Raw genomic sequence first — 23,875 nt, forward strand, 5'->3', positions numbered from 1 at the left:
AGGCATGCGCTAGTGGGACACTAACGTTTCTACAATTTAAATTTAATGAATATTTTTTGATTTCTTAGAGCCAGAATCCAGTTTGTCCTCTTTCAAGGAAAACTTCTTCGAAGAAGGCCTGACTGAACAATTTAATGAAAAAAATTGAAATGAATGTTCCGATTTGAGAGTATTTACCTGTTGATTAATCATGGAATTAAGTTCCATTCTAGTTGATGAAAGACCATATAATCCTCTTATAGCCCTGACAATCCATAAACTGCTACGTAACTGGCTGATAAACAAAAATTCAGGTGCGATAGGCTTCTGAGCGCTACCGTTCAAATCCAATTTGAATTGCTCGCACTCTTTAGGAGTAAGCAGATGAATATGCTGCTTTACCACTTTTTCCGTAATTATTTTCTTGGTTTTTAGACTCAAATAATTGTCTTTCCCAATCTCTGTCATCACGGCTTTTAATTCAGCATAATTAGTTGCTTTTTCATCGTAATACCTGGAGTGAAAATGATAATTGGCAATATCAATATTTCTAGATTTTAACAAACATCTCACTTTAGGAGTCATTTCAGAACCTTGGGATAATAAGTGTTTAATAACAGCGAATGGATCTTTGCTTGGATTAATTTTTTCGGATCCCGGTTTATAGTGCTCTGCTAATTCTGCCGCGATATCAATCGGCTGCTGATGCCTACCATTAATAGATGTCATATATTGCCCAAAAGCCTTCTGGCTTTGCTCAAAACGATATTGGCCAATACGTATGGCGATATGCAAAGGCGAATCTCCTTCCTGAACGGCATTGATATTTTGTGAATTACAATAATATAAACACGAGTCAGTAAGGCCATGAATTTCTTGCAATAAGTTCGCTTCCAAATCACTGCCATCCCTATCACAAAATGGAAGAATTTCCTTAATATAATCGGTCAACTCACGTTGAATACCCAGGATGTCTTTTCTTCCGATATCACTGCTAACATAATCTCTAAATTCAGGGATGGAAAATAACGTGGCTCGTAGTTGCATCAGCCTCTCTGTCATCGCTTGGCCGATCAAATGGGTATGAGCAGCAGATTCTGGATTTCTTTTATCCAGGTGGAGGGCTAGCGCAGTATGGATTAATTCATTCGGAACGACAGCACTTTTCAATAATCTCTTCCATTTTGCAAGATTAAACTCCCTATCGTATTTCAAATCCCTAAATGCAGCTCGTTCTGTGGGATCACCATACACTTTATCATCACCATAGTGCACCATAAATCGTTTTCGAGTTGGCCAATAATGATTCTTGGAGTCCTGAAGATCAGGGAACCAAAGCAAGTCGAGAGCAGTAATATTAAAGGCGGACTCGACATTTCCCCAACTTGAAATTCGCGAATCAAAATGAGACATCAAACTGCCAGTTAACAATAAATCATGATCTATAGAGAAAAAAGAAACATGTGGCCTGTTTTCTTTTAATGTAATATAAAATCCAAAATTAGCCTTGTGTAAATCATCCTCTTCCAAAGTGTATTTACCCACTAAAACACTGGCAAGCGAATCCATGTCTATAGAAATTTGATCATCACTTCTTAGTTTCATTAAATAGGCAAAAAAGCCATGAGGCGTGTCGTTAAGAAATTTATAAGGAATTTCAGAGGGCGTATTGACCTCTACGGCTTCTATAAGATATTTCCTGCTTTCTGTAGAAAAATCTATATTCATGAACTGCGTAGCAGAAATAGTCTCTCGTTTGGCTATTGAAAGTTGTACATGATGGCTGGTAACACCTGTTATTTCACCACCTTCCTTATCTTGCATTAAATGGTGGATAGGAGTTGAATCAGGAAGCATAAACAAACGGGCTAACTCGCTAAAAGCTACTTCATTAACAGAGGCTTTAGGATTATTGTGTTTATTGATTTTATAAAACAGTGGTATCACTTCTTCCTTACTAAGTGCATAATCAATATTGTAAATCGTGTGCCCTGTTTTTACTGATTTTGACTTATTCTGAAGCTTTTTAATTTTACCTAGCATATAAGGTGGATACATACAACATCTTGTAAAAATAACTGCTTACCTATCTTTAATGTTAGCACAAAGCATACTATTTTTAGCATTTGAACAATAAACCTCTCTGTGTTTCTTGAATCTTGAGAGGCATTAATCGGACTTATCCTGTGTACTTCAACATATTGTCTAAATCTCGCTTTAATTGGGTAACAACCATGATAATCGCTTTTTTTACTGACTTTGATATAGAATCGTTTAACACGATGTCATCAATTTCAATCCCGTATAAAATAATCTCCTCGGGTAATACCTTAAGACTATTACCTAATTCGAGAGCTTGTGCCACTCCCATTGCATGAGTAGATAACATATTTTTAAATTCATAAATTTCATCATTTTTTAAACGATGAATTGTACCTATGGCGCATTCAGATTTTACTGCATCGATTAAAAACACTGTTTTTGCGGAACTTATTAATTCAATTAAACGAACACCCGGACGATCGTAACATTCTATGCTCACCATTTGGTAAGCCTCTTGCTCCCTTGACAGTTTATTTTTAAGGGAGTCAGCAACTACCCATCCCACTTGATCATCCCCAAAGGGTGAACCTATACCTAAAATTTTTATAAGATTCATTTTCTATTGATTTTTAAATTCAAAAAATGAGTGGAGCATGAAATACAAGGGTCATAATTTCTGATTATCATTTCACTAAAATAGCGTATGGCTTCTTCATCCTGATCAAAACCAAACTGCATTAAGGAATGATTTAAATCCTCCTCAATCCGCGCTTGATTTTGGCTGGTAGGTGGGACAATACGTGCCGACAAAACTCTTCCAGTTTCATCGAATCGATATTGTTGCCATAGCATTCCTCTAGGTGCTTCAGTACAACCCACTCCCACCCCAGCCTGAGGCCTGATTTCCGGGTAGGAATTCTCCGGCAATTCATATTGTTCCAGAATACGAATAGCTTCTAGAACACAGTAATACATCTCCACAGCACGAGCAATAATACTATGACACATGTTCTTTGAAGGAAATTGGATACCCAACCGTTGTAGAAGAAGATGAATTGGTACGGGCAAATGCCCAAAACAATTATTAACACGAGCCAGAGGCCCCACTAAATAAGGTTTATTCTGCAATAAACAATGCAATGCATTGGAGTAACTCACTTGATGCTCTTTAAAATAACTATCAAATTCGTCCTTATTGATATTTAAACCTCGATCCGAAACAATTCTTCCTTCATTCATGGGATATTCGGTAGGATGATAGAGTGAAACACTAGTAAAATCATGAGAATTGTCCGGTAATGATAGTCCAGCAAGCCAATGAATTAATGCTTCGCAATCGGAAATCCGTTCTTTTGCTTTTTCTAATATTAATTTTATTTCTGAACAAGCCGGCGCTTTATAAAAACCACCAACGCAAGCGCCCACTGGATGAACAGAACGCCCGCCTAACAATTTAATCAAATCGTTACCAAAAGCTTGGAGACGCAACCCGCGTTTGATTTCCTCGGGATATTTCTTTGCCATCTCAGGTGCTGATTGGAATCCCAAAAAATCAGGTAAGGCCAGAAAATAGACATGTATGCTATGACTCTCCAACCATTCACCACAATAAAACAAGCGACGCATATGACGGACCCAAGGAATAGGGCTTATGTTAAAACAATGCTCTATAGCCTGAGTAGCACTCATTTGGTAAGCAACAGGACATATGCCACAAATGCGTGCCACAAAATCTAACACGTCACTATAACTTCGTCCTTCCAAAAACTTCTCAAATAATCTTGGCGGTTCGTAAATTTTTAATTTTAATGTTTCAATTTTTCTGTCCCGAATACTAAGCTCGAGAGCACCCTCACCTTCTACTCGTGCCAAAATTGGAACATTAATTGAAATGTCTTTACCCATTGCTGATTTTAATTCCCTTAAAGTAATTTCCTGCTTTATTAAATGTTGGCGCTTGATTATTAATATGTAAAAACTGCCTGGCAATCGCCTCTTTACTTAATCCCATAGACAAAAACCAATTTCCCAAAGAATTGGTATTGGCGTTCTCTTTTGGGCCATAACAAGCATAACATCCCCTTCCCACAGTTGGGCATAGCGAGCCACAACCTGTTTGAGTTACTGGTCCCATGCAAGGTTGTTTTTTTGTCACTAATACACAAACATTCCCTTTTCGTTTACATTCCATACATTCAGAGTCTCTTTTTATCTTTGGAGTGGCATTGGATAATAAAAAACGGATCGCTTCCAGTACTTGCTTACTATTTACCGGACACCCCCATAACTCCCAATCCACTTTAACGTGATACGAAATAGCAGTAGAAGTCGTTAAAGTCTTAATGTAATCAGGTGAAGCATAAACACTCGCCATCCATTCCCTGGAGTCTGCAAAATTACGTAAGGCCTGTATACCTCCTGCCGTAGCACAAGCACCTATGGTAATGAGATATTTACTGTTTTCACGAATTTTATGTATTCGATGTTCTTCAGCAGGAGTGGAAATGCTGCCTTCAACAAAGGCGATGTCCGCCTTCACATCAACATCCACCATCCCAGCTTCTGCAAAATGCACTATGTCAACCAGGTCAGATAAGATAAGTAAAGACTCACCAGCATTTAAAAAAGCCAATTGACATCCATCACATGATGTCAATTTATGTACTGCAACACGTGGTTTCATAGATATCCTCAATCAATCTAAAATCCAGGCTCTTTAAATAATTCCTTAATTTGAGAATAAGCAAATACGGGGCCATCTTTGCACACAAATAAACCACCGTACTGACAATGGCCACAATGCCCAATACCACACTCCATATTTCTTTCCATACTGAGATAGATGTCATCCTCAATTATTCCCTTTTGGGCAAATACCTTAACCGCTGTGTTCATCATCATTTCTGGTCCGCACATCATCACTACTGAATTATCTGGCCGAATATCAATTTTCTCAATCATGTCAGTGACATAGCCAACAGCCCAGGGCCATTTGGGACCAGCTTGATCAGCAGCTATATATACCTGAGTATGAGGTGATTTTTGCCATTTGGCATACTGTTTTCTGAAAATAAAATCCTCACTATGTTTTACTCCTTGCAAAATACTGAGCTTACCGTAATGATCTCGTCTCCTTAAAATATAATTAATAATAGAGACCGATGGAGCACAACCCAATCCACCAGTTAATACAATAATGTCCTTGCCTTTTACTTTTTGAAGTGGCCAACCTACCCCAAAAGGCCCTCTTATTCCAAGGCGGTCTCCTACTTGCAGTTTCTGCATGGCTTTGGTTACCCGCCCTACTGCCCGAATAGTATGACTTAGAAGAGTCTTCTTTTTGGGATCTGAAACAATAGAAATTGCTACTTCACCTACCCCATAAAGGTACAGCATATTGAATTGCCCTGGACAAAATTGAAATTGCTTATGTTGTTCTTTATCAGTAAAACGCAAATGAAGAGTAAAAATTGTAGAAGATTCCCGGGTGAGTTTCATAATTTCAACTTCCCCAGGTAGATAGGGGTCAAACTCTGCCTTATTCACTTTCTATTGTCCTTACATTGGGCTCGCCCGAAATCGCTGCCAATTCTTCAGTCAAATCAATTCCTACGGGACACCATGTCACACAACGTCCACATCCCACACAGCCGCTAGTATCAAATTGATCAAACCAACTTCCTACTTTATGAGTTAACCATTGCCTGTATTGCTTTTTTGTATCATCACGAATAATTTTTCCGTTTAAATAAGTATGGCCTGTTGTAAAACAAGAATCCCATTCTCGTTGGTGTTCGCTGGTGGAGCCATCCAGGCCCGGTTTTTCAATTTCACTATGACAAAAACAAGTTGGACATACTAAAGTACAATTACCACAGGATAAACAACGCTCAGCCACATCGTCCCAACGCGCATGATTTAAATTGGAAAAAAGCAAGTCTCGTAAATCTCGTTTATTATCTAAAGGAATCCTCTTCGTTTGCATTGCCGCCGCTTGTTTCACATTATTTTGGGCATCAGTACATTGCGTATTTTTTGCATCACATAAATGCAGTTGATTAATAATCTCTTTCCCTCTATCACTTCCTGTTCCTACCACAAATCCGCCGTCGATTTCCGTCATAACAATATCAAATGTATTTTTCACTTCCGGACCAGTTCCAGCAGAAACACAAAAACAATTTTCAGAGGAATAAGTACAATTCACGGCAACCACAAATAATTGCTCGCGTCTTTTTTTATAACGGGGATCAGGATTATTGCTTTCTACAAACACCTTATCCTGAATACTCATAGCCACTAAATCACAAGAACGGGAACCAATAATGGCAATAGGGGATTCATTCAGTTGATAAGGCTTAAAACATAATTTTCCCTCGTCATTGCGCTCTACTCTCCATACGGTTTCTTGTGGTTTAAACAAAAGAGGCTTTATTCCTTGAGGACCATTGGCAAAGGCGAACGCTTTGTGTTCGGAAATATGTTCTAATCGATATCCGCCCGGTGATTGATGATCGCGAATCCCCCATGGCAATTGATCCACTTTAGTCAGCACATCATACACAATCGCATCGTCCCGCACTTGAGGCCCTATGCAGGAATAACCGGCGTTTTGCAAAGAGTCAATTAGGCTTTGTAATTTCTCATAAGGTAAAAAATAGCTCTTCTTATCATTCATCCTGCTAATCCTTATATGTTGCAGTGCTTGATACATCCGCTCCCTCATGGTCGCGGCTCGGTTTACCTCACCATAATCCGAGCCGCGACCATGAGGGAGCGGATAATCAGGACCTAACAAATTCTCGGCAATTGCTCCCCAGCTAACCAATCTACAATTCGCATCCCGCCTAATTTTGTTTTTAACTGGACAAAATATCGAGGATCTTCGATCACTTCACCAATGATCTCGGCGTACAAACCTAGTGGATGTGCCTTCATAACAGCTAATAGCTCCTCTGTTTTCTCTGAAGGGCAAATTGCTATTAATTTTCCTTCATTAGCTACATATAGAGGATCAAGACCTAATAATTCGCACGCACTGGCAACCTCAGTACGAACTGGAATTTTACTTTCATCAATTACAAATCCAACTTTTGATTGTAAAGCCAATTCATTAAGTGTCGTTGCAAGACCTCCACGAGTAGGATCACGCAAGCAATGAAGCTCAGGGACAGCTTTTATCATACTATCTACAAGACCATGTAAAGAAGCGGTATCGGATTGGACATTGGTCTGGAATTGTAAATTATTGCGATAAGCCATAATAGCAACCCCGTGATCGCCCATAAACCCACTTACAATCACCTTATCTCCAGGTTTGGCTCTATCGCCAGAAATATCAATTCCCTCCGGAACAATACCAACACCAGTTGTTGTGATAAAAAGACCATCTCCTTTTCCTCGTTCAACAACCTTCGTATCACCAGCGATGATGGCAACATGAGCTTGCTTGGCCGCATGAGCCATGGAATAAACCACTTTTTGCAAATCATTAAGAGGGAAACCCTCTTCAAGAATAAAACTGGCTGTCAAATATAAAGGCGTTGCTCCAGACATGGCAATATCATTAATAGTTCCATTGACTGACAATGAGCCAATATCTCCACCAGGAAAAAAAAGAGGGGAAATGACATGTGAGTCTGTTGTTATCACCATACGACCCGAAGAAACTGTAAAACAGGCTTGATCATTTTTCTGAGCTAACCACTCATTATCAAACGCAGTTAAAAATAATTGATCAATTAACTGAGCCATGGCACGTCCACCACTGCCGTGGGTTAAATTAATAGCTCCTTCTTTAAAATTCAGTTTGGGGCCTTTTGTTTTTTTAGTTATCAGAATTTCGTTCATAAAGCATTGACCCTTCCATAAGCATAAACAGCAGCACAAGCGCCTTCAGACGAAACCATACAGGATCCTAAGGGATTTTCTGGTAGACATGCTTTAGCAAATAATTTGCAATCAGTTGGCTTTTTTACCCCTCTTAATATTTCTCCGCAAAGACACTGTTTATGCTCCTGTCCTGTACTGGCAGGTAACTCAAAGCGTTGTTCGGCATCAAATTCAGAAAAATATCCCCTGATTTTCAATGCGCTGTCAGGAATAAAACCTAAACCACGCCATTCAAAACGATCGCGTATTTCCAAGACCTCATTCATTAAATTTTGCGATAAAAGGCTACCCATACGATTCACTGCACGAGTATATTGAATTTCAACTTCACAGCGATTCTCATTCAATTGTTGAATTAACATAAGAATGGAATGCAATACATCTAAAGGTTCAAAACCTGATATTACTATCGGTTTTTGGTACTTTTTACAAACTTGTTCATAAGGATGACTCCCTATCACAATGCTGACATGGGCAGGCCCTACAAACCCATCCAATTTAATTTCATTTGTTTGCAATAAACTTTCCATAGCAATGGGTGTTAAGACATGATTACAAAAAACACTGAAATTAGTGATATTAAGCTTCCTGGCTTGTTTAATAACAAAAGCGGTAGGCGGTGTTGTCGTTTCAAAACCTATAGCAAAAAATACAACTTCTTTATCTGGATTTTCCTGAGCAATTTTTAATGCATCATTCGCAGAATAAATCATTCTGACATCAGCTCCAGATGCTTTTGCTGTCAACAAACTTTTTTGTCCGGTACCTGGGACCCGTAACATATCAGCATAGCTACACAATATGACTTCAGGAAGTGAAGCAAGGGTAATGGCGTTATCAATTCTCGCAATAGGTAATACGCAAACAGGACAACCTGGGCCATGAATCATTTCAACATTTTTGGGAAGCAAGCTGGGAATCCCATAACGATGAATCGCATGAGTATGGCCGCCACAGAACTCCATAAATTGATAATGCCTGTGTGGTTTTACTATAGCATTAATTTCATTGACAAGGGCTTGAGCATAAGCGCCATTACGAAACTCTTCTATATATTTCATTTGCTGCCATCCTTTAACATCTGGGCAAACAAACTCAATGTTTTTTGCGCCTCCATCTCGTCCAATCTTGTTAATGCAAATCCCGCATGAATAATGACGTATTCTCCTTCAAAGACCTGATCTAACAGAACCGTGGAAATTTCCTTGGTTATACCGCCTAAATTAACGACGGCTCTATTATCTTCCAAAATCCGATCAATCTGCGCTGGCAAAGCTAAGCACATACACCATCCTCATTACTTTATTCCACCAACCCAGGCCTGACCCAATGCAATCCCTCCGTCATTCGGCGGTAGTAGTTTGGGTAGTAGTGGTTTAATTCCTGATTTGATCAATGAATTCATTAATCCCTCCGCAAGGATCTGATTCAAAAAGCAACCGCCACTCAATAGTATCATGTGAATTCTTTTTTCACGACAAATTCTCATAACCCATTCTGTAAGGCCGGCTATTAAAGTTCCATGAAACAAATTAGCTCCCAATTGCGGATCTGGAGTGTTTGCTATAAATTCCAAAGCAGGGCGCATATCAAAAACAGTATCATTTATCACCCAACCGTTATGTAGTGTTTGTGGTTGAGTCACTATACTTTCCAACCGCATGGCAGCCTGCCCTTCAAAATGGGATAGCAATTCAACTCCTAAAAGAGCACTTACCGCATCAAATAGTCGTCCACAGCTGCTGGTTGCAGGACAATTTATCTTTTTCTCTAATAATTGGAGTAGCAAAGGAGCCTGAGGTTGTTCTTTAAATCGTTGTGAAATCTCATGGCCTCTTCCTAAAGAATACAAAACACTCGCCGCCATACGCCAGGGTTCTCTAGAAGCAATTTCCCCGCCTGGTTGAGGAATAGGAAAAAAGTGTCCAATACGCTTCGATGCAGCCTTCTCTAATAGTAATAATTCCCCACCCCATGCCTCACCATTCGAACCTAGTCCGTAACCATCCAGAACTAATCCTAAGACAGGTTCCTGAATACCATATTCCGCTGCAACCGAAGCGAGATGTGCATGGTGATGTTGTACTCCATACGAAGGTATACCATACTCCCGCGCAAACCGGCTGGTATAAAAATCAGGATGTAAATCATGAGCTATTCTTTCCGGTTTCACAGCCAGAAATCGTAATAAATGATTCAATGATTCATGAAAAAACTCAATGGTCGCTTTATTATTTAAGCCACCAATGTGTTGTGAAACAAAAGCTTCATCACCTCGAGTAATACAAAAGGTATTTTTAAGATGCCCCCCAACTGCTAGAGTAGGGGGTATTGCATACGGTAATTTTAGAGGTTCAGGCACATACCCACGCGATCGGCGAATTAATACAGGGCTTTCATTAATAAAATGTACTACGGAATCATCGGCACGAGTGATAATCTCCCGATCATATGAAACGATTTTATCTGCTATGGAAGTCAATCCTTGCTCCGCCTTTTGATCGTCAATGATAAGAGGCTCACCCCCAATGTTGGCACTGGTCACCACTAATATCATTGGATGAAATTCATTGAACCATTGACAATAATCCGGGCCTCCGGCGAAGGAATTAAAAAGCAAGTAATGTAACGGAGTAGAGGGAAGCATGACACCAAGATGATTTAACCCCGGAGCAATGACATCAGGTAAGGATGTCTCTCTTTTTCTTAGCAGCACAATTGGCCTTTCCTTGCTTTCCAATACCAATTTAGCCTTGGAGCTTACCGCTACGAGTCTTTCCGCACTTTCAATATTAGCGACCATCAAAGCGAATGGTTTGCATTCGCGGTTTTTTCTTATCCTCAGTTTTGAAATAGCTTCTTCATTACGAGCATCACAGATTAATTGATATCCCCCCAATCCTTTTAAAGCAATGATTTCCCCATCAAAAATTCTTTGGGCGATCTCATTAACCGACACAGAAAGTTGCGGACCACAGGCAATGCAGGCGGTAGGTTGTGCATGATAGCGCCGATTATCAGGATTTAAATAATCCGATTGACAGGACTGGCAAAGAGGAAACAGACTCATTGATGTTTGACTGCGATCATAAGGCAGATTTCTGGTAATTGTGAATCTTGGGCCACAGTTGGTGCAATTCAAGAAAGGATAACGATAATATCTGCTATCGGGATCAAACAACTCTTCGAGACATTCAGAGCAAATACAAGCATCTGGAGCAATAATGGTATTCACTTTACCTTGCTGGCTATCAAGAATTTTAAAAGTAGTTTCATTGGAGTTGTTTGGTAGTGAAATTAACTGAATATTATTAATTTTTGCAAGGGGTGGTAAACGCTCTTTCAATTTGGGTATAAATTCTGATAAACACTCACCTTGAATCTCTATTAAAACACCTGATGAATTATTTTGAATAAACCCGGTTAACCCCAATTGTTGGGCAAGCTTATAAACACATGGTCTAAAGCCTACTCCTTGCACCCGTCCTTGAATGCTGATTTGTACTCGTCCCAATACCATCGACTATCTTCTATAAAACAACCTGCACGTTGGTCTTTAAAGCGTTTAACAACCAATCGTACCAATCATTTAATCCATCACCATTGACTGTTGACAGCGTCAAGATGTCTATAGAAGGATTAACCCGACGAACATACTCTTTGCATAAGTCTAAATCAAAGTTCACATGGGGTAACAAATCCGCTTTAGTTATCAGAAGTAAATCCGCAGAATGAAACATATCGGGATATTTGATTGGCTTATTCTCACCTTCCGTTACGGAAAGAATCACTACTCTGTATTGCTCACCCAAATGAAATAAAGCCGGGCAAACGAGATTACCAACATTCTCAATAAATAACAGCGATTGATTATTTAAAGAGAAATCTTCTATGGCATGACTAATCATGTGGGCATCTAAATGACACACTTTTCCAGTGTTAATTTGTAAAGCATGACCTCCACTGGATTTAATCACATCAGCATCATAACTGGTTTGTTGATCACCGACTATTACTGCAATATCAACGACTTGATTTAAATCGGTTATTGTTTTGGCAAGCAGTGTTGTTTTACCTGATCCAGGGCTTGACATCAAGTTTAAAGCCAGGATGTCATTCTTGAGAAAATAATTTTGGTTATAGGAAGCAAACTGATTATTTTTAGCTAAAATATTTTGTTCAATTTCAATCAAATGCTCACCATGACTATGATGAGTATGATGCTTAGGATGATGTTCATGATCCATGACATGACTTGTGTTTTCAGAGCATCCACATATTCCGCACATTATTCCACCACCATTGATTTCACCTTTAATTCATTACCCTGTATCAACGATAAAGAATAATTGCCGCAGAGCTGACATTCTTCATAATATTGTTTCATTGGCACAATTTGTTGGCAAGAATCACATCTTGCTTCACCTGGTATTTCTATAATTGATAATTCAGCATTTTCAGCAATTGTTCCTTGAACTATAACGCCAAAACTAAAACTCAATGCATCTCTATCGATTGCAGCCAGCTGACCTATTTCCAATACTATTTTTTTTACCTTCTGACATTTCTTATCAGTGGTCTGTTGTTTGATAATATCAAGAATACTATTACACAACCATAATTCATGCATTTTTGGCCTGTTTAAAGCAATTTGCAACAATTGATTATACCAATACCCAAACTAAAAAAAGCAATAATCATCCCGATTAATCTTGAAAAAAATAATGACATCCCATCAGCACGTCGAATCAATCTGGCCACAAATATTCCATTTAGCCCATCAGAGAGCATCATACCCAGCATAAAAATAAGACCTAGTAAACCTGCAAATAGAAATCCTGATAAAGCGCTGGCAGAAAGCGAAAATAAAGCAATTTGACTAATCGTATCAAAAGATAGCGCAAACAGTGCTCCGATAAGAAGAATAAGCAAAGGATGTGCATTGTTGTGAACCAATTTACGCGACAAATAATTCTTTAAATTGGTTGGAATATTTGAATGGGAAGAATAATTAACCGTATTCCATAAGGTTAAAAAACCAAATAAAAATAAACAAGTAATTGAGACAACTTCTCCCACTTCATTTAACCATTCAGGAGTACTTGATGAAATAAGACCTCCACCAATAATCAAACTCACAATAATGACAACCAAACCATGCCCCAATGAAAACAAAAAACCAACCATTTGGGACAAAAAACTCTTATTGCGAATGGACCGTGTCATCGCATCAATGGTTGCCAAATGATCCAGGTCGAAACCATGTCGAATACCAAGCAATAGTGCCGTTAAAACCAAAAACCATACCGAATCTTGCATTGGAAGGATCCATTATTGTGTTTGTTAATAGAATAATCTGTACTACTACCAATATACCTGCACTTTAAAATTTTTTATAAATATTGATTATAAAAATTGACTTGACAAGTTAGTTATTGAAAATGGACGTAACTTACCAATATGGGTTAACATATAAGGTCATCTATTGTTATATATCAATGACGCTCATTATGCCTAAAACTGTAAGACATAAAAAACTCATCTCTTGTGTTGTTCCTGTTTTTAATGAAGAAGTACATATTGCTGAATTCATAGCAGCCCTGGACAAAACTCTTAAGGAAATAGCTTATCTTTATGAAATTCTCCTGGTAGATGATGGAAGTCAAGACAATACTTTTGCAATTATTCAAAAATTAAGAAAGGAATACCCTATTCGATACATTCGTTTCAGTAGAAATTTTGGCAAAGAAAAAGCACTCAGCGCAGGTCTGGATCATGCGCGTGGGGATGCTGTGATATTATTGGATGGAGATTTTCAGCATCCTCTCGAACTATTGAGCGAATTTATTACCAAATGGGAAGAAGGCTATGATATGGTTTATGCAGTTAGGCAAAATCGTTCTGATGAGTCTTGGTTAAAGAGAACCTGCGCCAAAACTTTTTATCAATTGACTTCAAAAATAAATCGAGTCAACATTCCGGCAAATGCGGGTGATTTTAGATTACTTGATAGAAAAATTGTCAATGCACTACAAAAACTTCCCGAGCGTAATCGCTTTATGAAAGGGTTATACAGCTGGGTTGGTTTCAAACAAACTGCTGTGCCATTCAATGTGCAGCCACGTAAATCAGGGACTTCGCAATGGAGTTTTTATTCCTTACTGGATTTGGCAATTACTGGCATTACTTCCTTTACGGCATTTCCCCTAAGAATGATAGCCTTAGGCGGGATTGGAGTAGCTGCTTTAGCACTTTTTTATGCTGCCTGGATTGTATTAAGCACGTTAATCTTTGGTATTCAAACCCCTGGTTGGGCAACCATAGTAACAACGATAACCTTTTTTGGTGGACTGCAATTATTTGCGATAGGTGTGGTTGGAGAATACATAGGGCGTGTCTTTGATGAAGTGAAACGCAGACCCCACTATATTATCGATGAGGAATCCAGCTTTGACGACGGTCGCTCTTAAATTATCCCATAGATTAATTTATTTTACAGGCATTGGCGCCAGTGCCGCCATTGTACATCTCTTTATTGTATTCAATTTAGTAAATTTTCTAAATCTGCAACCTCTTGTAACGAATGTCATTGCCTTTTTAATCGCATTTAATATCAGCTATTTGGGCCACAAGTATTTCACTTTTTCTCAACTTCACGATGAAAAGCAATTAAGTTTCCCTCATTTTTTTCTGGTTGCTTCCTCTGCTGGGTTACTTAATGAAACACTGTATTACATACTATTACGCTATACTACGCTTAATTATATCGCTGCCTTGATTTTTGTTTTAGGGATAGTGGCAGTTTACAACTACATTCTTTCAAGATTTTGGGCCTGTCGTTAAACTGACGCGATATTCCTCACAATCCAATATAAATCCATCATCTAAAAAATATTCCAGCTCTCTATTTCGAGCAGCTGCAATAACATCGCTAATCGAATCGTTTTCACCTGGATGACACATAATCAAAGTATTGTCCGGAGCATCATTTAACCATTGTCTAAATAAAGATCTATAACTCATTTCCTCAGAAAAATCATAAATTCCCCCAAAACAAGGATTATGAGGGATATTTATTTTCTTTAACTGGACATTTAAAGCTTTTCCCCCTGTTATTGCTAGAATTTTGGATTTCGATTGATATCGCGAAATATTGATATAGGGATAAGTTGAGCGAATAGAAACCTTAGTTCCCTTTAGTCTCTGTGCATAAATATCAAGAATAATTTGCCTAATCACAGGAAATTGGTGAACATGTTGATGACCATCAATAAAATCAGGCAATTCTCCTGTGACTTTCACATAATGATCCAACTGCGCATTAAATTCATCAAGGATTAATTTTGAACATAAAATCCTGAAATGAGACTTAATTAACAATTCCTTTAAACTAAAACAAGGTGTGTTTGGGTCAGATAATAAATAACCTTCAGTGAGATTAAAATGCAAACCGGTTTGAATCTGATTTTTCAAAGTCAATAAATCTCTGGCATGATCGCTAAAAACACTGGTATTAACGATACAACTTACTGCCGATAAGCGGCGTAAACGAGCTAATTTTAAAATTCCCTGGGTGATGCCTATGCCAAGACCAAAATCATCGGCACATAATAGAATATTTTTTAAAGGACCCATTCAAACCTCTTACTCTTATAAAAATATAAAGAGAACGGCTAACCGCAAAAAAATATAATTACAGCAAAAAAACTATGCCACCTCAGGCCGCCGAGTTTTCGCTACAAAAAGACGTGTGGTCAACAGATTAATGCAAAGTCCACTAATGACCAGCAATCCAGCAACCAGTTTCCAGAGGTAAAAAGGCTCTCCCAAAACCAAAACTGAACTCAAAATACCGACAACTGGAATCAGCAAAGTAAAAGGTACTATCATGCCAACAGGATAACGACTAATCAACCAATTCCATACCCCATAACCTACCCATGTTGAAATATAAACAATATACAGCAAGGAAAGAATACCTTTCCAAGTGAGGTGTTCATAGGTTGTTACAACGCTTGATGGTCCTTCAAAGAGTAAAGAAAGAAGAAACATGGGTAAACAGGCAACAAAGCTACTCCATACAATAACAGCTATCAGATTAGCGGAATTAATTTTTTTTGTAATCAGATTACCAACTCCCCAAGAGGCGGCTGCAGCAAGAATGCATAAAAAACCTATTAATGAAACATTGTGATCAAAATGTAAGGCAACCACACCAATGCCCATAAAGGAAATCAAGGCGCCTATTACCTGCCCGATTCGAGGTTGTTCTCCTAAGAACATCACTGCAAAAAACATACTGAAAAATACTTGCACCTGCATTAGCAAAGAGGCTACTCCAGGAGTCATGCCAACTCGCAATCCAATAAAAAGCAATGCAAATTGCAAGGCAAACATGATTAATCCATAACTTGCTATAATCCTAAAAGGGACAGCCGGGCGTTTAATAAAAAATACAGCGGGTACACTCGCTAAAAGAAATCTTACAGCGCAAAGAAGCAGTGGGGAAATTTCCTCAAGACCAAGCTTGACGAAAATAAAATTAATTCCCCATACAAAAACTACTAATAACGCTAATAAAAGATGTGCGAAAGGCATATCGATTCAACTTATTTAGAATTCGATCTATTTTAACCCATAAACAGAAAAATTGCTAAGAAATACTAATAATTGATTAAATAACAATCAAACAAATACAAGGCAGAAGCACTATCCCCAAAAAAAATAAACCAATTAGTTTGTTTTTTATGCTTTTATAAGACTCAAAATGTGCCTTATTAATACTTCCTTAAGTTTTTTATGCTAAATTTAAAACAAGAATTTCTTTTTTATTGTTCATATTGGGGAATTAAATGGCTAGAACCATTACTAAAGACAGTTTTTTCCATAGTCGTTTACAACAATTTGTAGCGAATGCTCTTTTTCCAGCCGGATCTGGTGATTGGTATAAAAGTAAAGGCTACGGAAAAAAGAAGGAAGTTGATGACGAGGCCCCTTTTAGAGATTTCGTCCACAAACAAAAAACTGATGAAAAATCACATTATTATAAGGAATTCCAAGGCTTGGATTTGAGTCTGACTAAAGTAAAAACAAAATTAGTCTCTGGTGAATCATGCCAATTGGAAGTAATGAAATGTCAACCAGAATCTAATGAGCCTAAAAAACCAGGCACTGGGAAACATATTGTTTATTTCCCTGGAGCAAATACCTATTACCAAGCATGTTTTCGTGATATTAGCACGGCTTGTAAAGAAACAGGCGCAACGGTACATGCTTTTAACTTTCCGGGAACAGGACTTAGTTCTGGGAAAGTTAGAGAGTCAAATGACTTAATCAATGCTGGAATTTCAGTAGTTTCCTCCTTAATCAAACAGGGTGTTCACCCAGATGATATTATATTACAGGGTGATTGCTATGGGGCAGCTATCGGATTAGAAGTAAAAAAACAATTAGAAGATCAAGCGGGTATCAAAGTTCGCGCAATAATGAATAATGTTTTTAAGTCATTTAAAGCAGCCGTTTGCGATATGATTACCCAATCACCCTGGCTACCCAATATATTAAAAGGGATAGTTAAAAGATTGTTAGAATTTACTGGCTGGCATGTAACGCCTGGAAAAAAATACAAACATGCTGATCCTTACCAATGCCACATTCAACACCTTGGAGATCAGACTTTAGAATCTTCAACATTGTCCGGTAAAGTGAGCAAATATCAACATGAAATAAAGACTGGTCAAACCAAGTCTACAAAAAGAGCTCCAATGACTGACAGTTGCCCAGAAGAGTATCGAAAAGACCGTGATGAATTGGATCAAAAGCATTATGTACGTGTCAAAGAGAGCGCTAAAGAACGTTTAGCTACTAAATTTGGTGTAGATAAATTTGGAAGGGTCAATGCTCATTTTGCTGATATCTGTGAGTTAGAGATGTTGGATGGGCAATCTGTGTACTCAGGTTTTGTTAATGAGTTTATTACACGATCTGATGCCTACATAGAAAAACACCCACAAAAGAGTATTGAAGAAATTCAGGAAGATTTGAATAAGCTGCATTACTTGCAACCCTCTGATTCAATAACTATTACTGAAGAAGAAGCAGAAGACTTTAGTGTTGTAGTAGATCTTATTACGGAAGAACAACAACAACGAAAAGTTGTGGATATAACCCCTAACGAGGATTCTTCATATTCTCGTTCTATGTAAATTAACGTGAGTTCAATATAAAAGGCAGGGAAACGCCTTTTATATCACCAAACGAACGTTATCCCGTAAAATGCGTAGCATTTTATGGGATCCATTCAAAAGCCTTGTGCCTTAATCCCAAAAACACTATTAAATTTACTGGACATATTTTCGTTTTTGAATCCAAAAGACGATTTTAAATACCATGGAGAATTCTTGATATTTTTTTCTGAAATTCTCATGCATAATTGTTTTTTTGCAAATACTGAATAGATCTTTGCGCCTTGCGCTAAAGCACAATACTCAGATTATTCAAAAGATCTGATTAATAACATGGAACAGGAATGAAAGAAATTATTTTGGCAACCAGTAACCCCGGAAAAATAAAGGAGTTGGAGCAATTACTAACACCTGCTGAATGTATACCACAAACTGCTTTAGGAATATCCAGTGCTGAAGAAACAGGATTAAGCTTTATAGAAAATGCCATTATCAAAGCACGACATGTAAGCACTTTAGCCAATAAACCTGCTTTGGCTGACGATTCAGGTCTTGTAGTACCAGCCTTAAATGGGGAACCTGGGATCTATTCCGCACGATACGCTGGAATAAAAGCAAATGATGAAGACAATATCCAACAATTATTAAGAAACATGTCTGGTTTACCTCAAGAACAAAGAGCTGCTTATTTTTATTGCGCTATAGCTCTGATACAACATGCTAAAGATCCGACCCCATTAATTGCTACGGGTGTATTTCATGGCGTAATTCGTATGAAATCCTCTGGAACAAACGGCTTTGGTTATGATCCTGTTTTTTATGTTAATGAATATCAATGCACAGCCGCTGAATTACCTGCTAAAATTAAAAATAGAATTAGTCATCGCGCAAAAGCCTTAAGCAAGTTACGCGCTATTCTCCCAGATTGATATGAACAGTGAAGTAGAAACTCTTTTTGCGCAGGCCTATAAGCTACAATACGAAGGTCAATTACCTCAGGCGATTAGCCTGTACGAACAAATACTTATCCAATCACCAAGACACAAGGAAACCCTGCATTTTCTGGGCTTAACCTATGCCCAACTGGGAGACATGGAAAGTGCCATATTGTATTTTTTACAAGCTCACACAATCAATCCCAATGACGTTAGTCTATTAAATAATCTTGCAAACGCCTACAAAAAAACAGGTCAATTAGAGGAAGCGATTAAATACTACCAGCAAGCAATTGCGATTAAACCCGAATATGCTCAAGCTCATAATAATCTGGCAACTGCCTATGTCCTACAAAACAATTACCAAAAAGCACTGCATCATTATATAATTGCAGTGAATACAGAACCTGACTTTAGTGCAGCACACTTTAATTTAGGTTTGTTACTACTTCAAAATCACCAATTATCAGCAGCAAAAACACAATTTAATAATGTGATTGCTTTAAATCCTCACCACACAGAAGCACAGTTTTATTTGGGCATTTTGCATTTGGAAGATAATTTACTGTTAGAAGCACAACACGCCTTTCATAAAGTGTTAGAACAAGATCATGAACATATCCAATCTTTAATAAATTTGGGAGTGATTGCTTTAAAAAGAGAGCAAAACCAGCTGGCTGTTGACTATTTCACTAAAGCGTTGGCTCTGGATAATGAGAATATTGATGCACGCAACAATTTAGCTGCCACATTCATGCATCATGATCGATTCGAAAACGCACTCATGCATTATGATGTGTTACTTAAAAAAGAACCAAATAATCTAGAGTACTTATATAATTCTGGAGTAGCTCAAATGGCTTTGGGACATCTCAATGAAGCCATGATTTTATTTGAGCAAATTTTGGATTTACAAACAGATCACATTCCTTCTTTGAATAATTTGGCTGCTATTTATCTAAAAATGGAGATGCGCGAGACAGCACGCGAATATCTTGAACGAATTTTGGCAATCAATCCACAAGATATTGTCAGCAGACATATGTTAAACGCTATCACAGGAGAAACTCGTGCTAATACCATAGAGAAATATGCTCAAAATTTATTTAATAATTATGCACTATATTACGACCAGCATATGCAAGGTGCGTTACACTATACCATTCCTCATCACATTGGCCGCATCATTCATCAGCTTCAACTCTTACAAGTCAGTAACACTTTAGACTTAGGTTGTGGCACTGGATTAACCGGTGTAGTACTTCGTGAAATCAGTAAACACCTAACTGGCGTAGATATAGCAGAAAAAATGATTGCTCGAGCAAAAGAAAAAAACATTTATGATGTCTTAGTGTGTTCCGAATTAATTGATTTTTTAAAACAAAATACACAATATTACGATTTGACTGTTGCCGCAGATGTTTTACCTTATTTTGGTGATTTGGATGGTATTTTTAATTACGTCAATCAATTCTTGAACCCGAAAGGATATTTTATTTTCACAACCGAAATCAATACAACAACTCCATGGAAACTGGAAAGCAGCGCTCGGTTTAGTCACCATCCTGAATATATTAATGACTTAATAAACAAATACCAATTTCAACTCACCAAGCAGGTAAAAATACCTGCTCGCATGCAAAACAAACAAGCTTTGGAAGTCATGTTGTATGCCATACAAAAATTATAAGGATTAAACCTGAAAACTCAGCTGCATCCTACTATGAATACAACTGAGTTTTCAGGTTAAAATGGCAAATCCAATTCAGAATTCAATAGCCGAATTTGTTTCTTAAATAGATCCTGAATTAGCTCCAAATTATCTTTATCTGTTGCCTCAAAGCGCGCAACCAAACAGGGAGTGGTATTCGATGCCCGCAATAATCCCCACCCATTAGAAAATTCAACACGTAAGCCATCAATATTCAAAATTCGAGCTTGTGGAAAATGAGCCAGTTCACTAAACTGTTTAATAAAATGAAATTTTTCTTCATCGGTAATGGCAATTTTTATTTCAGGGGTATTCACACTATTAGGAATCAATTCAAATTGTTCACTTACAGTCAAATGAGATGCGCTAATAATCTCCAATAACCGACAGGCACTGTACAATGCATCATCAAAGCCATACCAACGATCTTTAAAAAAGAGATGCCCACTCATCTCACCTGCTAATACAGCCTGCTCTTGCTTCATGATTGCTTTCACTATGGAATGGCCAGTTGGGCACATTTTAGCTACTCCACCAGCAGCCTGAATTTCCTTCTCCAAATGACTGGAGCATTTCACATCAAAAACAATAGTAGCTCCTGGATTTCGACTTAAAATCTCCCTTGAGTAAAACATCATCAAGCGATCGGGCCAAATAATTTCTCCCTTATTAGTTACCAGCCCAAGCCTATCGGCATCCCCATCAAAAGCTAAACCAATATCCGCATTATGTCTTGCAACTGCTGCTTGTAAATCAACCAGATTTTCTTCTATTGACGGGTCGGGGTGGTGGTTAGGGAAGCGCCCATCCACATCGCAATATAAGGGTATCACTTCACAGCCTAATTCAGAAATAACTTTCGGGATAATTGGTCCGGCTATACCATTACCACAATCAATAACAACCTTCAAAGGTCGTTTCAGTTTGACATCACTTACTATACGCTGAATATAATGATCTATCACATCTACAGTCTTTTCTTTACCACAAGGAGCTTCTTGTCTGTCTTCGTTAAGTAAGCCATAAAGTATATCAATTCCTTCTTGTGTTAATGTTTTACCTGCCAATACCAATTTGATGCCATTATAATCAGCCGGATTATGACTACCGGTAACCATTAGACCAGAATCCAGCCCTTGAGTATGAGTAGCGTAATACATAACGGGGGTAGCTACAGCACCAAGATCGAAGACATCTATTCCGCTGTCTAACAATCCTTTTTTTAATGCCTTCGTTAAAGCACAGCTGGTCAAACGCCCATCTCGAGCCACAAAAATTTGCTGACGATTTAATTTCTGTAAATAACAGGCAATCGCTAACCCTATGCTATAAAAAGAATCCTCGTCCAAATCCTTACCAACTATTCCCCTAATATCATAAGCACGAAAAACAGAGCGTCGTATTTGTTTTTGTTGATAGATCATTTAATGCCTCCCAGAGCTTCCAAATCCACCATCACCCCTGGAACTTTCTGTGAATTGATGCACGACCTCAAAGACAGCCTGCACTACAGGAATAAAAACCAATTGGGCAATTCGCTCTCCTGGGTTAACAGTAAAATGCTCCTGACCTCTGTTCCAGCAAGAAATTTTTAATTCTCCCTGATAATCTGAGTCAATTAATCCCACTAAGTTACCCAAAACAATACCGTTTTTATGACCTAGTCCTGATCTTGGTAAAATCACTGCCGCTAATTTTGGATCAGCAATGTAAATAGAAATGCCAGTAGGCAACAATACGGTTTGCTGAGGTGCTATTTGCATGGGTTCTGAAGTACAAACCCTTAAATCCAGCCCAGCGGATCCATCTGTAGCATAAGCAGGAAGTGGGATGGTATCGCCAATCCTTGAATCCAGAATTTTTAACTGAATAACTTGATGCATAATGATTCTCGGTAATTTTTATCGAGCGTCATTTTGCAGAGTTGCTGCAAGGATTGCAATAATTTGCCCTGCCAAGCGGGTTTTATGGGTTAACGGAAGATCTATCTGTTTATTTTTTGTAATAACTGTCACTTGATTTACATCGCTTTCGAATCCTATCCCCTTACCTACTTGATTCGCAACAATCATGTCCAGTTTTTTATTTTTCATTTTTTCTTTTGCATAAGAAATCAAATCCGTTGTCTCTGCTGCAAATCCAACAACGAAGGAGGCTTTACCACTATTAGCCACTTCAGAAAGAATATCGGTATTTCTCATCAGTTTCAAAGTTAATTCGGAATTCTCATTTTTCTTCATTTTTTCAGAGGCTGGAGCTTGAACTCTATAATCCGCAACAGCTGCTGTACCGATAAACAGGTCTCCTTTTTGTAAATGCTTTTTTACCTCATCCAGCATGGATTGAGCTGATTCAACCTTTACTAACTGGATATCCGAAAAAGTTTGCAGATTACAAGGACCACTTATTAACGTCACTTGCGCTCCCGCTATAGCTGCTGCTTCAGCTATGGCAAATCCCATCTTGCCAGAACTGTAATTACTTAAATAACGAACTGGATCAATCAATTCACGAGTAGGACCTGCTGTAATTACGATTTTTTTCCCTAACAATAGTTGATTGACGTCAAGCAATCGTAAGGTATTAATAATTTGATCTGCCTCACTAACCCGCCCCAATCCATGCTCTCCACAGGCTTGAGCCCCTTCTTCAGGCCCAACAAAAACAACTCCTCTTTCTTGTAATAACTCACAATTTGCCTTTGTAGCTGGATGGGCCCACATGCTTCTGTTCATCGCGGGACAAACGATAACGGGTGTTTCAGCAACAAGATACAAGGTAGAAAGCAAATCGTCAGCAATACCTTGTGCCATTTTAGCAAGACAATTCGCTGAGGCTGGTGCAATTAACAGATAATCAGCCCATCGTGCTAATTCAATATGCCCCATTGCTCGTTCAGCCTGTGTATCAAATAAATCGGTTCTTACCTCATTACCTGACAAGGCTTGCAGCAATAAAGGAGTAATAAACTGTTGGGCTGACTGGGTCATTATAACTCTCACCTCAGCACCCAATCGGGTTAATTCTCTAACCAGATGAGCCGATTTATAGGCAGCTATGCCCCCACAAATTCCGAGAAGAATTTTTTTATTAATAAAATCTTGCATGACCAGCCATTTTTGATAAGAATA

The 23,875-nt window shown here is 38.2% G+C and carries 23 protein-coding genes; 5 read left to right on the forward strand and 18 right to left on the reverse strand.

Going from position 1 to position 23,875, the window contains the following annotated elements; all coding sequences use genetic code 11:
• Window positions 1-42 precede the first annotated feature (42 nt).
• The 13 genes from ankK to ACZ5EK_RS13095 all read right to left on the reverse strand — a co-directional run bounded on the left by ankK (window position 43) and on the right by ACZ5EK_RS13095 (window position 13,233).
• Window positions 43-2,037: a Dot/Icm T4SS effector AnkK/LegA5 gene (ankK, locus tag ACZ5EK_RS13035; protein ID WP_464430096.1), complete on the reverse strand. Its 1,995-nt coding sequence runs from the start codon at window positions 2,035-2,037 to the stop codon at window positions 43-45.
• 121 nt (window positions 2,038-2,158) lie between these two features.
• The gene (locus ACZ5EK_RS13040; protein ID WP_464430097.1) at window positions 2,159-2,638 is read right to left on the reverse strand and encodes a hydrogenase maturation protease; all 480 of its coding nucleotides are present in this window, start codon (window positions 2,636-2,638) and stop codon (window positions 2,159-2,161) included.
• Entirely contained in the window at window positions 2,635-3,927 is a 1,293-nt protein-coding gene (locus ACZ5EK_RS13045; RefSeq protein ID WP_464430098.1) for a Ni/Fe hydrogenase subunit alpha, read from the reverse strand. Before ACZ5EK_RS13045 ends, ACZ5EK_RS13040 begins: the two co-directional genes overlap by 4 nt.
• Window positions 3,920-4,705, reverse strand: coding sequence for an NADH-quinone oxidoreductase subunit B family protein (locus tag ACZ5EK_RS13050; protein WP_464430099.1), 786 nt, complete (start codon window positions 4,703-4,705; stop codon window positions 3,920-3,922). Before ACZ5EK_RS13050 ends, ACZ5EK_RS13045 begins: the two co-directional genes overlap by 8 nt.
• A 17-nt stretch (window positions 4,706-4,722) precedes the next feature.
• On the reverse strand, window positions 4,723-5,568 hold the full coding sequence (locus tag ACZ5EK_RS13055; RefSeq protein WP_464430100.1) for an FAD/NAD(P)-binding protein: 846 nt from the start codon (window positions 5,566-5,568) through the stop codon (window positions 4,723-4,725).
• The gene (locus tag ACZ5EK_RS13060; protein WP_464430101.1) at window positions 5,561-6,700 is read right to left on the reverse strand and encodes a 4Fe-4S dicluster domain-containing protein; all 1,140 of its coding nucleotides are present in this window, start codon (window positions 6,698-6,700) and stop codon (window positions 5,561-5,563) included. Before ACZ5EK_RS13060 ends, ACZ5EK_RS13055 begins: the two co-directional genes overlap by 8 nt.
• Window positions 6,701-6,813: 113 nt before the next feature.
• The gene (gene hypE, locus ACZ5EK_RS13065; RefSeq protein WP_464430102.1) at window positions 6,814-7,872 is read right to left on the reverse strand and encodes a hydrogenase expression/formation protein HypE; all 1,059 of its coding nucleotides are present in this window, start codon (window positions 7,870-7,872) and stop codon (window positions 6,814-6,816) included.
• On the reverse strand, window positions 7,869-8,975 hold the full coding sequence (gene hypD, locus ACZ5EK_RS13070; protein WP_464430103.1) for a hydrogenase formation protein HypD: 1,107 nt from the start codon (window positions 8,973-8,975) through the stop codon (window positions 7,869-7,871). Before hypD ends, hypE begins: the two co-directional genes overlap by 4 nt.
• A complete protein-coding gene (locus tag ACZ5EK_RS13075; RefSeq protein ID WP_464430105.1) occupies window positions 8,972-9,199 on the reverse strand; it encodes a HypC/HybG/HupF family hydrogenase formation chaperone in 228 nt (75 codons plus the stop codon). Before ACZ5EK_RS13075 ends, hypD begins: the two co-directional genes overlap by 4 nt.
• 12 nt (window positions 9,200-9,211) lie before the next feature.
• On the reverse strand, window positions 9,212-11,434 hold the full coding sequence (gene hypF, locus ACZ5EK_RS13080) for a carbamoyltransferase HypF (protein ID WP_464430106.1): 2,223 nt from the start codon (window positions 11,432-11,434) through the stop codon (window positions 9,212-9,214).
• A 10-nt stretch (window positions 11,435-11,444) separates the two neighbouring features.
• On the reverse strand, window positions 11,445-12,203 hold the full coding sequence (gene hypB / locus ACZ5EK_RS13085) for a hydrogenase nickel incorporation protein HypB (protein WP_464430108.1): 759 nt from the start codon (window positions 12,201-12,203) through the stop codon (window positions 11,445-11,447).
• Complete coding sequence (gene hypA / locus ACZ5EK_RS13090; protein ID WP_464430109.1) at window positions 12,203-12,544, reverse strand: hydrogenase maturation nickel metallochaperone HypA; 342 nt, start codon at window positions 12,542-12,544, stop codon at window positions 12,203-12,205. The genes hypB and hypA overlap by 1 nt, the downstream gene beginning before the upstream one ends.
• Before the next feature lie 11 nt (window positions 12,545-12,555).
• Window positions 12,556-13,233, reverse strand: a complete 678-nt coding sequence (locus ACZ5EK_RS13095) for a HoxN/HupN/NixA family nickel/cobalt transporter (protein WP_464430110.1) — start codon at window positions 13,231-13,233, stop codon at window positions 12,556-12,558.
• Between the two features lie 191 nt (window positions 13,234-13,424).
• Here ACZ5EK_RS13095 and ACZ5EK_RS13100 point away from each other — a divergent pair, with 191 nt between their 5' ends.
• Entirely contained in the window at window positions 13,425-14,384 is a 960-nt protein-coding gene (locus ACZ5EK_RS13100) for a glycosyltransferase family 2 protein (RefSeq protein WP_464430111.1), read from the forward strand.
• Complete coding sequence (locus tag ACZ5EK_RS13105; protein WP_464430113.1) at window positions 14,350-14,757, forward strand: GtrA family protein; 408 nt, start codon at window positions 14,350-14,352, stop codon at window positions 14,755-14,757. The genes ACZ5EK_RS13100 and ACZ5EK_RS13105 overlap by 35 nt, the downstream gene beginning before the upstream one ends.
• Here ACZ5EK_RS13105 and ACZ5EK_RS13110 read toward each other — a convergent pair.
• Window positions 14,734-15,549 carry a ChbG/HpnK family deacetylase gene (locus ACZ5EK_RS13110; RefSeq protein ID WP_464430114.1) on the reverse strand — a complete coding sequence of 272 codons (816 nt, stop codon included), beginning with the start codon at window positions 15,547-15,549 and terminating at the stop codon, window positions 14,734-14,736. The two genes, ACZ5EK_RS13105 and ACZ5EK_RS13110, sit on opposite strands and share 24 nt — an antisense overlap.
• A 72-nt stretch (window positions 15,550-15,621) precedes the next feature.
• A complete protein-coding gene (locus ACZ5EK_RS13115) occupies window positions 15,622-16,512 on the reverse strand; it encodes an EamA family transporter (protein ID WP_464430115.1) in 891 nt (296 codons plus the stop codon).
• Between the two features lie 254 nt (window positions 16,513-16,766).
• On the opposite strand from ACZ5EK_RS13115, the gene sdbB reads away from it, so the two are divergent.
• The 3 genes from sdbB to ACZ5EK_RS13130 all read left to right on the forward strand — a co-directional run bounded on the left by sdbB (window position 16,767) and on the right by ACZ5EK_RS13130 (window position 20,723).
• Entirely contained in the window at window positions 16,767-18,119 is a 1,353-nt protein-coding gene (sdbB, locus tag ACZ5EK_RS13120) for a Dot/Icm T4SS effector alpha/beta hydrolase (protein ID WP_464430116.1), read from the forward strand.
• 323 nt (window positions 18,120-18,442) lie between these two features.
• The gene (rdgB, locus tag ACZ5EK_RS13125; RefSeq protein ID WP_464430117.1) at window positions 18,443-19,027 is read left to right on the forward strand and encodes an RdgB/HAM1 family non-canonical purine NTP pyrophosphatase; all 585 of its coding nucleotides are present in this window, start codon (window positions 18,443-18,445) and stop codon (window positions 19,025-19,027) included.
• 1 nt (window position 19,028) lies between these two features.
• A complete protein-coding gene (locus ACZ5EK_RS13130) occupies window positions 19,029-20,723 on the forward strand; it encodes a tetratricopeptide repeat protein (protein WP_464430118.1) in 1,695 nt (564 codons plus the stop codon).
• 56 nt (window positions 20,724-20,779) lie between these two features.
• Here the strand turns inward: ACZ5EK_RS13130 and ACZ5EK_RS13135 are convergent, their stop codons facing one another.
• The 3 genes from ACZ5EK_RS13135 to coaBC are packed head-to-tail and all read right to left on the reverse strand — an operon-like array spanning window position 20,780 to window position 23,851.
• Window positions 20,780-22,168, reverse strand: a complete 1,389-nt coding sequence (locus ACZ5EK_RS13135) for a phosphomannomutase/phosphoglucomutase (protein WP_464430119.1) — start codon at window positions 22,166-22,168, stop codon at window positions 20,780-20,782.
• Window positions 22,169-22,627: a dUTP diphosphatase gene (gene dut / locus ACZ5EK_RS13140; RefSeq protein WP_464430120.1), complete on the reverse strand. Its 459-nt coding sequence runs from the start codon at window positions 22,625-22,627 to the stop codon at window positions 22,169-22,171. It lies immediately after the preceding gene.
• An 18-nt stretch (window positions 22,628-22,645) separates the two neighbouring features.
• The gene (gene coaBC, locus ACZ5EK_RS13145) at window positions 22,646-23,851 is read right to left on the reverse strand and encodes a bifunctional phosphopantothenoylcysteine decarboxylase/phosphopantothenate--cysteine ligase CoaBC (RefSeq protein ID WP_464430121.1); all 1,206 of its coding nucleotides are present in this window, start codon (window positions 23,849-23,851) and stop codon (window positions 22,646-22,648) included.
• Window positions 23,852-23,875 lie beyond the last annotated feature (24 nt).

The sequence above is a fragment of the Legionella sp. JM-2024 genome, from assembly GCF_055389095.1.